13 protein-coding genes are annotated in these 15,062 nt (G+C 60.6%); 1 reads left to right on the top strand and 12 read right to left on the bottom strand.

Annotated features, from left to right (window positions below; all coding sequences use genetic code 11):
- Window positions 1-372: 372 nt before the first annotated feature.
- From sucD to sdhC, 9 genes are all read right to left on the bottom strand, one after another.
- A complete protein-coding gene (sucD, locus tag AC2CQI_RS29620) occupies window positions 373-1,257 on the bottom strand; it encodes a succinate--CoA ligase subunit alpha (RefSeq protein WP_004376004.1) in 885 nt (294 codons plus the stop codon).
- Window positions 1,257-2,423: an ADP-forming succinate--CoA ligase subunit beta gene (sucC, locus tag AC2CQI_RS29615; RefSeq protein WP_023629628.1), complete on the bottom strand. Its 1,167-nt coding sequence runs from the start codon at window positions 2,421-2,423 to the stop codon at window positions 1,257-1,259. Before sucC ends, sucD begins: the two co-directional genes overlap by 1 nt.
- 175 nt (window positions 2,424-2,598) lie before the next feature.
- Window positions 2,599-4,035, bottom strand: coding sequence for a dihydrolipoyl dehydrogenase (gene lpdA, locus AC2CQI_RS29610; protein ID WP_484578688.1), 1,437 nt, complete (start codon window positions 4,033-4,035; stop codon window positions 2,599-2,601).
- Between the two features lie 96 nt (window positions 4,036-4,131).
- Window positions 4,132-5,355 (bottom strand): 2-oxoglutarate dehydrogenase complex dihydrolipoyllysine-residue succinyltransferase, encoded by a 1,224-nt coding sequence (gene odhB, locus AC2CQI_RS29605; protein WP_484578687.1) that lies wholly within the window; start codon window positions 5,353-5,355, stop codon window positions 4,132-4,134.
- 40 nt (window positions 5,356-5,395) lie between these two features.
- A complete protein-coding gene (locus tag AC2CQI_RS29600) occupies window positions 5,396-8,227 on the bottom strand; it encodes a 2-oxoglutarate dehydrogenase E1 component (protein WP_484578686.1) in 2,832 nt (943 codons plus the stop codon).
- A gap of 258 nt (window positions 8,228-8,485) precedes the next feature.
- On the bottom strand, window positions 8,486-9,190 hold the full coding sequence (locus tag AC2CQI_RS29595; RefSeq protein ID WP_009396299.1) for a succinate dehydrogenase iron-sulfur subunit: 705 nt from the start codon (window positions 9,188-9,190) through the stop codon (window positions 8,486-8,488).
- An 11-nt stretch (window positions 9,191-9,201) separates the two neighbouring features.
- Window positions 9,202-10,974: a succinate dehydrogenase flavoprotein subunit gene (gene sdhA, locus AC2CQI_RS29590; RefSeq protein ID WP_484578685.1), complete on the bottom strand. Its 1,773-nt coding sequence runs from the start codon at window positions 10,972-10,974 to the stop codon at window positions 9,202-9,204.
- A 3-nt stretch (window positions 10,975-10,977) separates the two neighbouring features.
- Window positions 10,978-11,346 (bottom strand): succinate dehydrogenase, hydrophobic membrane anchor protein, encoded by a 369-nt coding sequence (gene sdhD, locus AC2CQI_RS29585; RefSeq protein ID WP_075802510.1) that lies wholly within the window; start codon window positions 11,344-11,346, stop codon window positions 10,978-10,980.
- Complete coding sequence (gene sdhC, locus AC2CQI_RS29580) at window positions 11,340-11,726, bottom strand: succinate dehydrogenase, cytochrome b556 subunit (protein WP_170394861.1); 387 nt, start codon at window positions 11,724-11,726, stop codon at window positions 11,340-11,342. Before sdhC ends, sdhD begins: the two co-directional genes overlap by 7 nt.
- 351 nt (window positions 11,727-12,077) lie before the next feature.
- Here sdhC and gltA point away from each other — a divergent pair, with 351 nt between their 5' ends.
- The gene (gene gltA, locus AC2CQI_RS29575; RefSeq protein ID WP_075802512.1) at window positions 12,078-13,367 is read left to right on the top strand and encodes a citrate synthase; all 1,290 of its coding nucleotides are present in this window, start codon (window positions 12,078-12,080) and stop codon (window positions 13,365-13,367) included.
- 212 nt (window positions 13,368-13,579) lie between these two features.
- Here the strand turns inward: gltA and AC2CQI_RS29570 are convergent, their stop codons facing one another.
- The 3 genes from AC2CQI_RS29570 to AC2CQI_RS29560 all read right to left on the bottom strand — a co-directional run bounded on the left by AC2CQI_RS29570 (window position 13,580) and on the right by AC2CQI_RS29560 (window position 15,024).
- Window positions 13,580-14,185 carry an START domain-containing protein gene (locus tag AC2CQI_RS29570; RefSeq protein WP_484578684.1) on the bottom strand — a complete coding sequence of 202 codons (606 nt, stop codon included), beginning with the start codon at window positions 14,183-14,185 and terminating at the stop codon, window positions 13,580-13,582.
- Between the two features lie 33 nt (window positions 14,186-14,218).
- A complete protein-coding gene (locus AC2CQI_RS29565; protein WP_075802514.1) occupies window positions 14,219-14,473 on the bottom strand; it encodes a YkgJ family cysteine cluster protein in 255 nt (84 codons plus the stop codon).
- A gap of 119 nt (window positions 14,474-14,592) precedes the next feature.
- The gene (locus AC2CQI_RS29560; protein ID WP_484578683.1) at window positions 14,593-15,024 is read right to left on the bottom strand and encodes a translation initiation factor 2; all 432 of its coding nucleotides are present in this window, start codon (window positions 15,022-15,024) and stop codon (window positions 14,593-14,595) included.
- Window positions 15,025-15,062: the final 38 nt, after the last annotated feature.

Below are 15,062 nucleotides of genomic sequence, written 5' to 3'. Positions count from 1 at the left end.
TTTTCCGCCCTGATTGAGGCGGACTTTTATAGCGTGGCGCCTCCTTTTGGGGGGCGGACACGAAATGAACCGGCATGGTACTCAAATTGACGCTCTGGCGCACGGCTTTGGGGCGGTTTGTCCGATGAGTGAACTGGAATGTCGCAAACGGTTGCGTCAGATCAGGAATGCGCGACTCTCGAAGCACACATCGGACCCTGTGGGAGCTGGCTTGCCAGCGATGAGGCCAGATCAGGCAACATCATTGCCCTTGCCGGCCCTATCGCTGGCAAGCCAGCTCCCACAGGGGTTTTGTGTCGTCCTGCAGATTCGGGCCAAAACGAAAAAGGCCACCCGAAGGTGGCCTTTTCCTGCTTGTTCAGCGAAGAAGTCTTACTTCTTCACTTCCCAACCGGTCAGCTCGGCCAGGGCCTTGCCGATGTCGGCCAGGGAACGCACGGTTTTCACACCAGCGTCCTGCAGGGCTGCGAATTTCTCGTCCGCAGTGCCCTTGCCGCCAGAGATGATGGCGCCAGCATGGCCCATGCGCTTGCCCGCTGGGGCAGTCACACCGGCAATGTAGGAAACCACTGGCTTGGTCACGTTGGCCTTGATGTAGGCAGCCGCTTCTTCTTCAGCCGAACCACCGATTTCGCCGATCATGACGATGGCTTCGGTTTTCGGGTCTTCCTGGAACAGCTTCAGGATGTCGATGAAGTTCGAGCCTGGAATCGGGTCACCGCCGATGCCGACGCAGGTGGACTGACCGAAACCGGCGTCAGTGGTCTGCTTCACGGCTTCATAGGTCAGGGTGCCGGAACGGGAAACGATACCGACCTTGCCTGGCAAGTGGATGTGACCTGGCATGATGCCGATCTTGCACTCGCCCGGAGTGATGACGCCTGGGCAGTTAGGGCCGATCAGGGTAACACCCAGCTCGTCGCACTTGACCTTGGCATCCAGCATGTCGAGGGTAGGGATACCCTCGGTGATGCAGACGATCAGCTTGATGCCGCCGAAGGCCGCTTCCAAGATCGAGTCCTTGCAGAACGGAGCCGGAACGTAGATGACCGAAGCGTCAGCGCCGGTAGCTTCCACGGCTTCCTTGACGGTGTTGAACACCGGCAGGCCCAGGTGGGTGGTGCCACCCTTGCCTGGGGTAACGCCGCCGACCATCTTGGTGCCGTAGGCGATGGCCTGTTCGGAGTGGAAAGTACCTTGCGAGCCGGTGAAGCCCTGGCAGATGACTTTGGTGTCTTTATTGATCAGGACGCTCATTACTTGCCCTCCGCAGCTTTTACAACTTGTTGAGCAGCGTCGGTCAGGCTGGTGGCCGCAATGATGTTCAAACCGCTTTCTGCCAGTACTTTAGCGCCCAGTTCAGCGTTGTTGCCTTCGAGGCGAACGACGACCGGTACTTTAACGCCGACTTCTTTCACCGCGCCGATGATGCCTTCGGCAATCATGTCGCAGCGAACGATGCCGCCGAAGATGTTGACCAGGACGGCCGCGACATTGCTGTCGGACAGAATGATCTTGAAGGCTTCGGTAACGCGCTCTTTGGTAGCACCACCACCTACGTCGAGGAAGTTGGCTGGCTTGCCGCCGTGCAGGTTGACGATGTCCATGGTACCCATGGCCAGGCCGGCACCGTTGACCATGCAGCCGATGTTGCCTTCGAGGGCAACGTAGTTCAGTTCGAACTTGGCAGCGTGGGCTTCACGGGCGTCGTCCTGCGACGGGTCGTGGAAGGTCTTCAGCTTGGGCTGGCGGTACATGGCGTTGGCGTCGATGTTGATCTTGGCATCGAGGCAGTGCAGGTCGCCGTCGGCCTTGATGACCAGCGGGTTCACTTCCAGCAGGGCCAGATCGTGATCCTTGAACAGCTTGGCCAGGCCAACGAAGATCTTGGCGAACTGTTGAACCTGCTTGCCTTCCAGACCCAGCTGGAAAGCCAGTTCACGACCCTGGAACGGCTGAGCGCCGACCAGCGGATCGATGGTTGCCTTGAGGATCTTCTCGGGAGTGTCGTGAGCGACTTTCTCGATGTCCACGCCACCTTCGGTGGACGCCATGAACACGATACGGCGGCTCGAACGATCTACAACAGCGCCCAGGTACAGCTCTTTGGCGATGTCGGTGCAGGACTCGACCAGGATCTTGGAGACTGGTTGACCGTTGGCGTCAGTCTGGTAGGTGACCAGATTCTTGCCCAACCATTGTGCAGCGAACGCCTTGGCGTCTTCCTTGCTGCGAACCAGCTTGACGCCGCCCGCTTTACCGCGACCACCGGCGTGGACCTGGGCTTTGACGACCCACTCCGAACCACCGATCTTGTCGCAGGCTTCTGCTGCTGCTTCCGGGGTGTCGACTGCGAAACCCTTGGAAACTGGCAGGCCGTATTCAGCGAACAGCTGCTTACCCTGATACTCGTGAAGATTCATGCTTTTTACCGTCTTCGTTAGGTACTGCGCTTCGGCGCTGCGCCCGGGAGGGGTGCCGCGCCACCTGTGACCGCTTGCTCCCGGTATGCTCCGGGAGTTCGAGTCCGGCGGACTTTCCGCGGTGAGTCATGCACGCAAGACTCACGACGGGCCGTCCGCCGTGGTTTTCTTATGATTAACGCTTCTTACGGTTGGCTACGTGGATGGCACCGCCATTCACGGCCAGCGCGGCTTCATGCAGCGCTTCGGACAGGGTCGGATGGGAGAAGACCATCATGCCCAGGTCTTCGGCACTGGTGCCGAATTCCATTGCGATTGCACCCTGCTGCACCAGTTCGGCGGCGCTTGGGCCAATCACGTGTACACCCAGGACGCGGTCGGTCTTGGCATCGGCGATGACCTTGACGAAACCGCCGGTATCGTTGGCTGCCATCGCACGGCCGCTGGCCGCGAACGGGAAGGTGCCCACGTTAACCTCAACACCCTCTGCCTTCAAGGCTTGTTCGGTCTTGCCGACCCAGGCGATTTCCGGGTGGGTGTAGATAACCGAAGGGATCAGGTCGTAGTTCATCTGGGCCTTGTGGCCCTTGATGCGCTCGACGACCATGATGCCCTCTTCCGAGGCCTTGTGTGCCAGCATCATGCCGCGCACCACGTCGCCGATGGCGTAGACGCCAGGGACGCTGGTGGCGCAGTGATCGTCAACGAACACGAAGCCGCGCTCGTCGATGGTCACGCCGCTGTCGGCAGCCAGCAGGTCGGTGGTCACCGGACGACGGCCGACCGCGACGATCAGCTTGTCGAAGGTGATCTTCTGCTCGCCGTTGGCGTCGGTGTAGGTGACTTCGACTTCGTTGCCGTTGACTTGCGAGCCGGTGACGCGAGCGCCCAGCTTGATGTCCAGGCCTTGCTTGGTCAGGGTCTTCTGGGCTTCCTTGGCGACGGCGCTGTCAGCGGCCATCAGGAAGGTGTCCAGGGCTTCCAGGACGGTGACTTCGGCACCCAGGCGAGCCCAGACCGAACCCAGTTCCAGACCGATCACGCCAGCACCGATCACGCCCAGGCGCTTAGGTACCGATTGGAATTCCAGGGCGCCGGTGGAGTCGACGATGACGTTCTGGTCGACCGGAGCCGGCGGAATGTCGATCGGACGCGAACCGGAAGCCAGGATCACGTTCTCGGCTTCGATGATTTCGGTGGTGCCGTCAGCCTTGGTGACTTCGACTTTCTTGCCGGCCAGCAGCTTGCCGTGGCCCTGGATCGAAGTAACGCCGTTGGCCTTGAACAGGGTGGCAACGCCGCCAGTCAGGTTCTTGACGATACCGGCCTTGCGGCCAACCATCGCAGCGACGTCCATCTTGACTTCGCCGGTGGAGATACCGTGGACGTTGAAGCTCTCTTTGGCTTCCTTGTACTTCCAGGAGCTGTCCAGCAGCGCCTTGGAGGGAATGCAGCCAACGTTCAGGCAGGTACCGCCCAGGGCCAGCTTGCCTTCGGCATCGGTGTATTTCTCGATGCACGCGGTCGTGAAGCCCAGTTGCGCGGCCTTGATGGCAGCCACGTAGCCGCCAGGACCTGCACCAATTACTACTACGTCGAACTTCTGGCTCATAAAAAGATTCCTTTATAGCTTCAAGCAGCAAGCTACAAGCTGCAAGACGACCGGCTTCTGACTTGAAGCTTGCCGCTTGCAGCTTGCAGCTGCGTATTAGATGTCCAGCAGCAGGCGTGCCGGGTCTTCCAGCAGGTTCTTGATGGTCACCAGGAAAGTCACAGCTTCTTTACCGTCGATCAGGCGGTGATCGTAGGACAGCGCCAGGTACATCATCGGACGGATCACGACCTGGCCGTTGATGGCCATAGGACGCTGGATGATGTTGTGCATGCCCAGGATGGCAGCCTGTGGCGGGTTGACGATCGGGGTCGACATCATCGAACCGAAGGTACCGCCGTTGGTGATGGTGAAGGTACCGCCAGTCATCTCTTCGATGGACAGCTTGCCGTCACGGGCCTTCTTGCCGAAGGTAGCGATGCCGTTCTCGATCTCGGCCAGGCTCATCAGCTCGGCGTTGCGCAGAACAGGCACTACCAGGCCACGGTCGCTGGAGACGGCAACGCCGACGTCCGAGTAGCCGTGGTAGACGATGTCGGAGCCGTCGATCGAGGCGTTGACCGCTGGGAAGCGCTTCAGGGCTTCGGTAGCGGCTTTCACGAAGAACGACATGAAGCCCAGGCGCACGCCGTTGTGGGTCTTCTCGAACAGGTCCTTGTACTTCGAACGCAGGGCCATGACTTCGGTCATGTCGACTTCGTTGAAGGTGGTCAGCATGGCCATGTTCGACTGTGCTTCGACCAGACGCTCGGCAACCTTGGCACGCAGGCGGGTCATCGGTACGCGCTTCTCGGTGCGGTCGCCAGCGGCGGTGACCACAGGAGCGGCGGCAGCAGCGGCAGGCTTGGCAGCCGGGGCAGCAGCTGGAGCGGACTTCTTGGCAGCAACGGCAGCCACGACGTCTTCCTTGGTCACGCGACCGCCTTTGCCGGTGCCGGCAACGGCAGCCAGGTCGATGCCGTTCTCTTCAGCCAGCTTGCGCGCGGCTGGAGCGGCGATCGGGTCGTCTTCGCCAGCGTCGGCAGCAGCAGCGGCCTGGGCCGGTGCGGCAGCCGGGGCAGCGGCAGGCGCGGCGGCAGCGCCACCGGCTTCGATCGAACCCAGGACTTCGTCGGACAGAACGGTGTCGCCTTCGTTCTTGACGATCGCGCCCAGCACGCCATCAGCGGTAGCCAGTACTTCCAGAACGACTTTGTCGGTCTCGATGTCGACGATCAGGTCGTCGCGCTTGACGGCTTCGCCCGGCTTCTTGTGCCAGGTGGCAACGGTGCCGTCGGCAACCGATTCCGGGAAGGTAGGGGCTTTGATCTCGATAGCCATTATCAGTGGTTCCTTAATTCGGTTTCAGGTGCGCGAGGCATTAAACGGTGAAGGCATCTTGCAGCAGTTTTTCCTGCTGCTCGGCGTGCATCGAAGCGTAACCACAGGCTGGAGCCGCGGACGCATCACGACCGGCGTACTCAAGGACCAGGTCCTTGTTGTGACGACCGAGGATACGGCGCATGTGGTGCTGGCTGCTGTACCAGGCGCCCTGGTTCATCGGTTCTTCCTGGCACCACACCACGTTCTTCAGCTCGGTGTACGGGGCGAGGATTTCAACCAGATCGTCTTCAGGGAACGGATACAGTTGTTCGATACGCACGATGGCGATGTCTTCACGACCTTCGGCACGGCGTTTTTCCAGCAGATCGTAGTAGACCTTGCCGCTGCACAGGATCAGACGGCTGACCTTTTTCGGATCGAGGGTATCGATTTCCGGGATCACGGTCTGGAACGAGCCTTCGGCCAGATCTTCCAGGGTCGAGATGGCCAGCTTGTGGCGCAGCAGCGACTTCGGCGTCAGTACGATCAGCGGTTTGCGCAGCGGACGGATCACCTGGCGGCGCAGCAGATGGTAGATCTGGGCCGGGGTGGTCGGTACGCAGACCTGGACGTTGTGCTCGGCGCACAGCTGCAGGTAACGCTCAAGACGTGCCGAGGAGTGCTCGGGGCCCTGACCTTCATAACCGTGTGGCAGCAGCATGGTCAGACCGCACAGGCGGCCCCACTTGTGCTCGCCGCTGGTGATGAACTGGTCGACGACCACTTGCGCGCCGTTGGCGAAGTCACCGAACTGGGCTTCCCAGATCACCAGCGCGTTCGGCGTGGTGGTCGAGTAGCCGTATTCGAAGGCCAGCACCGCTTCTTCGGACAGGAACGAATCGTACAGGTCGAAACGTGGCTGGCCTTCGAAGAGGTTCTGCAACGGAATGTAGGTGCTGGCGTCCTTCTGGTTGTGCAGTACCGCATGGCGGTGCGAGAAGGTGCCACGGCCGATGTCCTGGCCGGTCATGCGGATCGGGTGACCTTCGAATGCCAGGGTGGCGTACGCCATGGTCTCGGCATAACCCCAGTTGATCGGCAAGCCACCGGCCTGCATCTTCTGGCGGTCTTCGTAGATCTTCGACACCTGGCGCTGGACCACGAAGCCTTCCGGCAACTCGAGGAGCTTGGCCGACAGTTCCTGCAGGGTCTTCAGGTCGAAGCGGGTGTCGTGACGCGCGGTCCAGGCATGGCCCAGGTACGGACGCCAGTCGACGAACAGCTCCTTGTTCGGCTCCTTGACCAGGCTCTTCACCACGTGCAGACCGTTGTCCAGCGCGTTGCGGTACTCGTCGACCTTGGCCTGGACGCGCTCGGCGTCGAGACGACCCGCCTGGGTCAGGCTTTCGGCGTACAGCTCGCGGGTGGTGCGCTGCTTGGTGATCTGCTGGTACATCAGCGGCTGGGTGCCGTTCGGCTCGTCGGCCTCGTTGTGGCCGCGGCGACGGTAGCAGACCAGGTCGATGACCACGTCACGCTTGAACTGCATGCGGTAGTCGACCGCCAGCTGGGTCACGAACAGCACCGCTTCCGGATCGTCGCCGTTCACGTGCAGGATCGGCGCCTGGATCATCTTGGCGACGTCGGTGCAGTACTCGGTGGAACGGGAGTCCAGCGGGTTGCTGATGGTGAAACCAACCTGGTTGTTGATCACGATGTGCACGGTACCGCCGGTCTTGAAACCGCGGGTCTGCGACATCTGGAAGGTTTCCATGACCACGCCCTGCCCCGCGAACGCGGCATCACCGTGGATGGAGATCGGCAGTACCTTGTCGCCAACGGTGTCGTTGCGGCGGTCCTGACGGGCGCGAACCGAACCTTCCACTACTGGCGAGACGATTTCCAGGTGGGAGGGGTTGAACGCCATGGCCAGGTGGACTTCGCCGCCTGCGGTCATCACGTTGGACGAGAAGCCCTGGTGATACTTCACGTCACCGGAGCCCAGCTCGACCTTCTTCTTGCCTTCGAACTCGTCGAACAGCTCGCGCGGGTTCTTGCCGAAGGTGTTGACCAGCACGTTGAGACGGCCACGGTGGGCCATGCCGATAACCACTTCCTTGGTGCCGTAGGAGCCGGAGCGCTGGATCAGTTCGTCCAGCATCGGGATCAGGCTCTCGCCACCTTCCAGGCCGAAACGCTTGGTGCCCGGGTACTTGGTGCCCAGGTACTTCTCCAGGCCCTCGGCCGCGGTGACGCGCTCGAGCAGGTGGCTCTGGATGTCGGCAGAGAAGGACGGACGGCCACGCACGCTCTCCAGACGCTGCTGGAACCAGCTGCGCTGCTCGGAGTCGACGATGTGGGTGAACTCGGCGCCGATGGTGCGACAATATGTCTGCTGCAACGCATCGAAGATTTCGCGTAGGCTCGCTTCCTCTTTGCCGATGAACAGGTCGCCGGCACGGAAGGTCGTATCAAGATCGGCATTGGTCAAGCCGTAGTGATTGATCGACAGGTCTACTGGCGCGGGGCGCTGCCACAACCCCAACGGGTCGAGCTTAGCCGCTTGGTGGCCGCGCATACGGTAGGCCTGGATCAGTCGCAGCACTTCAACCTGCTTCTTCTCATGCTCACTGCTCACGCTCCCGGCGGACACCGGTTGGGCGCGGCGCTGGTTCTTCGCCAGCAGCACGAAATGGTCGCGGATCGTCGAGTGCGATACATCGGTAGCAGTGCTGCCTTCTGCGGGCAACTTCTGGAAGTAGGTGCGCCACTCTTCTGGCACGGCGTTAGGGTCGTGCAGGTAGAGCTCGTAGAGCTCTTCCACATATGCAGCGTTACCACCTGACAGGTGGGCGCTGTTCCACATGCGCTGCATCACGCTTTCTTGCATGCTTGGTCACCCTCGGTTAGGGGCCTCGATCGGCAGAACCACGTAAGCCTGGAGTCATCTCACCAAAACCAGGCCTGCAAGATCCCGCAGATTTACCGGGTACCAGCCCGGATGCCCCTGCTGGTCTCATATCTTCATAGGTAAAAGCTCGGGCTTTTGACCCTCGCTCGGGTTGCACCTCGATGCGGGCTTGCGCCCGCATCTTGGCGTACTGCGGTTACAACATTACAGCTTCACACTTTCAACACACTTTCAGAATCAGGTACCGCTCTGGAGCAGCATGTTACGTACGTGACCGATGGCCTTGGTCGGGTTCAGACCTTTAGGGCAAACGTTCACGCAGTTCATGATCCCGCGGCAGCGGAAGACGCTGAACGGGTCGTCCAGGGACGCCAGGCGCTCCTGGGTCTTGGTGTCGCGGCTGTCGGCCAGGAAGCGATAGGCTTGCAGCAGCGCGGCAGGACCGAGGAACTTGTCGGGGTTCCACCAGAACGACGGGCAGGAAGTCGAGCAGCAGGCGCACAGGATGCACTCGTACAGACCGTCCAGCTTGTCACGTTCTTCCGGCGATTGCAGACGCTCGATGGCCGGGGCCGGCGTGTCGTTCTGCAGGAACGGCTTCACCTTCTCGTACTGCTTGTAGAAGATGCTCATGTCGACGACCAGGTCACGGATAACCGGCAAACCAGGCAGCGGACGCACGACCAACTTGTTACCTTTTACGACAGAGGACAGCGGCGTGATGCACGCCAGGCCGTTCTTGCCGTTGATGTTCATGCCGTCGGAGCCGCAAACGCCTTCACGGCAGGAGCGACGGTAGGAGAAACCTTCGTCCTGCTCCTTGATCAGGGCCAGCACGTCCAGCACCATCAGGTCCTTGCCACCGGTATCGACCTGGAACACCTGGGTTTTAGGCGCCGAATCGGTATCCGGGTTGTAACGATAAACTTCTACTTGCAACATGGCGGCCACCCTTAGTAAGTCCGGACTTTTGGTTCGAACGCCGGTACGGTCTTCGGCGCGAAGTTGACTGCACGCTTGGCAACCCGCTTCTCACCTGGGAAGTACAGGGTGTGGCACAGCCAGTTTTCGTCGTCACGGTCTTCGAAGTCTTCACGGGCGTGGGCGCCGCGGGACTCTTTACGGTGCTCGGCCGCGATGGCGGTAGCTTCAGCGACTTCCAGCAGGTTCTGCAGCTCCAGCGCTTCGATACGCGCGGTGTTGAAGGCCTGGGATTTGTCGTTGATCTTGACGTTGGCGATACGCTCGCGCAGATCGGCCAGCTGGGCGATACCTTTCTGCATGTATTCGCCGGTACGGAACACACCGAAGTAGTTCTGCATGCAGCTCTGCAGCTCGCGCTTCAGGGTTGCGACGTCTTCACCGGTGGTGCGCTCGTTGAGCTTGTTCAGACGGTTCAGGGCGACTTCGACGTCGGTGTCGCTGGCGTCGCGGTATTCGATACCGTCGGTCAGCGCCTTTTCCAGGTGCAGGCCGGCAGCACGGCCGAAGACCACCAGGTCGAGCAGCGAGTTGCCGCCCAGGCGGTTGGCACCGTGGACCGATACGCACGCCACTTCACCTACGGCGAACAGACCTGGAATGATCTGGTCCTGGCCGTTGGCGTCCTGGGTCATGGCCTGGCCATGAATGTTGGTGGCAACGCCGCCCATCATGTAGTGGCAGGTTGGAACGACCGGGACCGGCGCGACGACAGGGTCGACGTGGGCGAAGGTCTTGGACAGTTCGCAGATGCCTGGCAGACGGCTGTGCAGAACTTCTTCACCGAGGTGGTCGAGTTTCAGCATCACGTGGTCGCCGTTAGGGCCACAGCCGTTGCCGGCGATGATTTCCTTGACCATGGAGCGGGCAACGACGTCACGACCTGCGAGGTCTTTCGCGTTCGGAGCATAACGCTCCATGAAACGCTCGCCGTGCTTGTTGATCAGGTAACCGCCTTCACCACGGCAGCCTTCGGTGACCAGTACACCTGCGCCGGCGATGCCGGTCGGGTGGAACTGCCACATCTCGATGTCCTGCACCGGAACGCCGGCACGCAGGGCCATGCCCACGCCGTCGCCGGTGTTGATCAGGGCGTTGGTGGTCGAGGAGTAGATGCGACCGGCACCGCCGGTAGCCAGTACGGTGGCCTTCGAACGGATGTACTGGGTTTCGCCGGTTTCGATGCAGATCGCGATCACGCCGACGAACGCGCCGTCCTGGTTCTTCACCAGGTCAACCGCGTAGTACTCGTTGAGGAAGGTGGTGCCTGCCTTCAGGTTGCCCTGGTACAGGGTGTGCAGCAGCGCGTGACCGGTACGGTCGGAAGCGGCGCAGGTACGGGCGGCCTGGCCACCTTTACCGAAGTCCTTGGACTGGCCACCGAACGGACGCTGGTAGATCCGGCCAGTCTCGGTACGGGAGAACGGCAGACCCATGTGGTCCAGTTCGAAGACCGCAGCCGGGCCTTCCTGACACATGTATTCGATAGCGTCCTGGTCACCGATGTAGTCGGAACCCTTGACGGTATCGTACATGTGCCAGCGCCAGTCGTCGTTCGGGTCGGCCGAAGCGATGGCGCAGGTGATGCCGCCCTGGGCGGATACGGTGTGCGAACGGGTCGGGAACACCTTGGTGATCACGGCAGTCTTGTGACCGCCCTGGGCCAGCTGCAGCGCAGCGCGCATGCCGGCACCGCCGCCGCCAACAATGATGGCGTCGAAAGAAATCGTTGGAATGATAGCCATGAATCAGATACCCCAGAGAATCTGCACACCCCAGACGAAGTACGCGAACATCGCGACACCGCATACCGCCTGGAACAGGAAACGAATCGCAGTCGCCGATTTGCCGAACGCCATAGGGGTCAGGTAGTCGGTTGCAATGGTCCACATGCCGACCCAGGCGTGAGCGCCCAGGGCAACCAGTGCCAGCAGACTGAAGATACGCATCGCGTTGTTGGAGAACAGAGCGTGCCACGTGGCATAGTCGATGCCAGGGTGCGCGACCAGGTAGCCGATCAGGAAGATGAAATAAGCCGCGAGAACGACCGCAGAAACGCGCTGCGCCATCCAGTCATAGAGGCCCGAACGCGAAAGGTTCGTGACGTTGGTTACCATATCCAAACTCCCGCCAGCACGATCACCACCACGGAGATGACGATGACAATTTTCGAGCCCAGTTTGCCGCCTTCCAGCGTCTCACCGATGCCCATGTCCATGATCAGGTGGCGCACACCGGCCACCAGGTGATACAGCAAGGCGGACAGCAGAGCCCAGAACACGAACTTGGCCAGCGGACTGGTCAGACACGCCTTCACCTCGCCAAAGCCTTCCTCGGAACCCAGGGATTTGCCCAATGCATAAAGCATGATGGCCAGGCCCAGGAACAGGATGACGCCGGAGATACGGTGAAGAATGGACGTGTAAGCGGTGATCGGGAGTTTGATGGTCCTTAGGTCTAGGTTTACAGGTCGTTGGCTTTTCACGGCTTTTTTCACACTGAAGAGCCCCTAGCAAGCAGGGCAAAGTTGTTGGTAAGTGTACTGGTCAGGTACCCACCACCCAGGGAGCGGCGACCCCCAGTGAGACGGGCGCGGATGCCCCTGGCGGTCGGGTGCCGAGTATAGACAGTTAGGCTACTAATGACAACGTGAAGGGGTAGCCCAAATAGCGCATTGCCTTTATCGAACAAAAGGCGTAAATGGGCGACATTTTCGAGGAAAAACAGGGCCTAAACCCCGTTACAACCGGGCTTTAGGCAAATTGACATTCGAATTTATCTCACTATAGTGGTGCGGGCCCTGCGTGGGGGGTCTGTCAGATGATTTCAAGCATTAATAGGAGGCCACATGGCTGACAAAAAAGCGCAGTTGGTCATCGAGGGCGCAGCCCCCGTCGAGCTGCCCATTTTAACCGGCACCGTTGGTCCAGATGTTATCGACGTCAGAGGGTTGGGGGCCACGGGTCACTTCACTTTCGACCCTGGTTTCATGGCGACTGCATCCTGCGAGTCGAAGATCACCTACATCGACGGCGACAAGGGCATCCTGCTGCATCGCGGCTACCCGATCGAACAGCTCGCCGAGCAATCCGACTACCTCGAAACCTGCTACCTGCTGCTCAACGGCGAACTGCCGAACGCCGAGCAGAAGGCCCAGTTCGTCAGCACCGTGAAGAACCACACCATGGTGCACGAGCAGTTGAAGTCCTTCTTCAACGGCTTCCGCCGCGACGCCCACCCGATGGCCGTCATGTGCGGCGTGGTTGGCGCCCTGTCGGCGTTCTATCACGACTCGCTGGACATCAATAACCCGCAGCACCGGGAAATCTCCGCCGTGCGCCTGGTCGCCAAGATGCCGACCCTGGCCGCGATGGTCTACAAGTACTCCATGGGCCAGCCCATGATGTACCCGCGCAACGACCTGTCGTACGCGGAAAACTTCCTGCACATGATGTTCAACACCCCGTGCGAGATCAAACCGATCAGCCCGGTACTGGCCAAGGCAATGGACCGGATCTTCATCCTCCACGCCGACCACGAGCAGAACGCCTCCACCTCCACCGTGCGCCTGGCCGGCTCCTCGGGTGCCAACCCGTTCGCCTGTATCGCCGCCGGTATCGCTGCACTGTGGGGCCCTGCCCACGGCGGTGCGAACGAAGCCGTGCTGACCATGCTGGATGAAATCGGTGACGTGTCGAACATCGACAAGTTCATCGCCAAGGCGAAGGACAAGAACGATCCGTTCAAGCTGATGGGCTTCGGTCACCGCGTCTACAAGAACCGCGACCCGCGCGCCACCGTGATGAAACAGACCTGCGACGAAGTCCTGCGCGAGCTGGGCATCAAGAACGACCCGCAGCTGGAACTGGCGATGCGCCTGGAAGAGATCGCGCTCACCGATCCGTACTTCATCGAGCGTTCGCTGTACCCGAACGTCGACTTCTACTCGGGCATCATCCTCAAGGCGATCGGCATTCCGACCAGCATGTTCACCGTGATCTTCGCCCTGGCGCGGACCGTCGGCTGGATCTCGCACTGGAAGGAAATGCTCTCCAGCCCGTACAAGATCGGCCGCCCTCGCCAGCTGTACACCGGCTACGAGTCCCGCGACATGGTCAAGCTGGAAGACCGCAAGTAAGCTTCGGCTGAATGCAAAAAAAGGCTGCCATCTGGCAGCCTTTTTTATTATCCGGAACCGACGCCAACCCCTGTGGGAGCTGGCTTGCCAGCGATAGGGCCCGCCCGGACAACCTCTTTGCCCCCTGCCGGCCTCATCGCTGGCAAGCCAGCTCCCACAGGGACCGCGTCACAGTTGCAGACTTCCATAGGAAAGCCAGCAACTGTTACACCTCACTTAGCCGCTTCAGCCCTCGCCTTCAACGCCTTCAAGGTATTGAACGGCGCCTCCACCACGAATTTGTTCGACAACCAGGACGGCACGCTGCCACCCGGGTCGGTATGTAACTGGTAGGTCACCTCGGTGGCATCACCCTTCGGCACCAGCTTCCAGAAACCATCCGCCGCCGCGACCCGCACAAAGCCTTTCTCTTCCGGCTGGTAAGTCGGCGCCGCCTCGATCTTGCGGGTCACGCTGCCGTCGGCGCCCTGCTCGGTGGTGATATGCAGCACCGAATCCCGCGCCGTCACCGGCCACGGGGTATTGAACTGGGCGTAGGTCCAGCTCTGGTCACCCTCGTGCTTGAGCAGCTTCTGCTGCTTGCACTCATGGATCCAGGCGCAGGAACCGGCCACATCTTCCTGCAGCTTGACGATGGTCGCCACCGGCGCCTTGATCAGGGCGACACCGCGATAGGCCTTGTACTTGGAGCCCGCCACATCGCTGAGGGACACCTTGATGCCCTCTTCTTCCTTGGCCACTTTCCAGTCTTCGGCAAGGGCCATGTTCGACAAGGCAGTCAAACCCACGATTATTGCTACACGCTTGAACGATCTCATCCGCTTGTTTTCCTTGTTGTCGAAGATTCGCTTTCAGGCCGCAGTCATTTGCTCCCACCAGCCGATGATCCTGATCGCCTCGTCTCGATCGCTGCCACACACCTCGATATCCGCCGTGAAACCGGAACAGACTGCCGGACGCTCCGGCTGCCCGAACAGATTGCACAGGTTGACCGCAGAGAGATGAATGCAGCGCTCGCCAGCCGGTTTGCCATCAGGCATGCCGGGAATGAACGAGCTGATCGATGGCGCAATGCAGCACGCGCCGCAGCCTTCTCGGCATTTCATGAATCAGAACCTCGGGAACGCAAATGGTGCGGATGAAAGGATAGTAACGACTAAAACAAGCGTTTGAAATTCCCGACAGGATGAAATATCGCTGACCGGTCGGTTCTCGTTACGCGGGGTTACTGCTTGAATTCGAAGTCGATGGCGGCGCCTTCGATTTCCTGCTGGCGCATATCGTTGCGCAGCTGCAACTGCATTTCATTGCTCAGCAGCCGACCGTTGAGCTGGAACGGACTGTCGGTTTGCGGCTTCTCCCCGAACATCGCCGGCAACAGTGGCTTGCGCACCTCGGCCTCGATCTCGGCCACCGGCTTCATGCCCTTCATCAGGTCCGGCGGCAGGCTCAGGTCCAGCCTGGCCTTGGGTAGCGGCGCCGCGATGGCGTCGGCCTTCTTGCGTGCCGCAGTCTTTTTGACCTTCACCGGCTTTTTGGTCGCCGTGACGGGCTTGGCCTTGGCCGCCGACTGTTTCTTCGCACTGGCCTTTTCGCTTTTCTGTACCTGTGGTCTGACCTCGGAAGCGGCCGCCACCGGGCCGACCGAAGACAACACGAGCAACCCCGCCAATACCAGTCCGAGACAACGCGAGA

It is taken from the genome of Pseudomonas sp. P2S-1, from assembly GCF_057197725.1.
Note: the sequence above shows the minus strand (reverse complement) of the source record. Positions and strands in the feature narration are given on the sequence as shown.

What these genes read in the sequence shown, in the direction of transcription:
- sucD (WP_004376004.1), bottom strand. Translation starts at nt 1,257, where the DNA reads ATGAGCGTCCTGATCAATAAAGACACCAAAGTCATCTGCCAGGGCTTC.
- sucC (WP_023629628.1), bottom strand. Translation starts at nt 2,423, where the DNA reads ATGAATCTTCACGAGTATCAGGGTAAGCAGCTGTTCGCTGAATACGGC.
- lpdA (WP_484578688.1), bottom strand. Translation starts at nt 4,035, where the DNA reads ATGAGCCAGAAGTTCGACGTAGTAGTAATTGGTGCAGGTCCTGGCGGC.
- odhB (WP_484578687.1), bottom strand. Translation starts at nt 5,355, where the DNA reads ATGGCTATCGAGATCAAAGCCCCTACCTTCCCGGAATCGGTTGCCGAC.
- AC2CQI_RS29600 (WP_484578686.1), bottom strand. Translation starts at nt 8,227, where the DNA reads ATGCAAGAAAGCGTGATGCAGCGCATGTGGAACAGCGCCCACCTGTCA.
- AC2CQI_RS29595 (WP_009396299.1), bottom strand. Translation starts at nt 9,190, where the DNA reads ATGTTGCAAGTAGAAGTTTATCGTTACAACCCGGATACCGATTCGGCG.
- sdhA (WP_484578685.1), bottom strand. Translation starts at nt 10,974, where the DNA reads ATGGCTATCATTCCAACGATTTCTTTCGACGCCATCATTGTTGGCGGC.
- sdhD (WP_075802510.1), bottom strand. Translation starts at nt 11,346, where the DNA reads ATGGTAACCAACGTCACGAACCTTTCGCGTTCGGGCCTCTATGACTGG.
- gltA (WP_075802512.1), top strand. Translation starts at nt 12,078, where the DNA reads ATGGCTGACAAAAAAGCGCAGTTGGTCATCGAGGGCGCAGCCCCCGTC.
- AC2CQI_RS29570 (WP_484578684.1), bottom strand. Translation starts at nt 14,185, where the DNA reads ATGAGATCGTTCAAGCGTGTAGCAATAATCGTGGGTTTGACTGCCTTG.
- AC2CQI_RS29565 (WP_075802514.1), bottom strand. Translation starts at nt 14,473, where the DNA reads ATGAAATGCCGAGAAGGCTGCGGCGCGTGCTGCATTGCGCCATCGATC.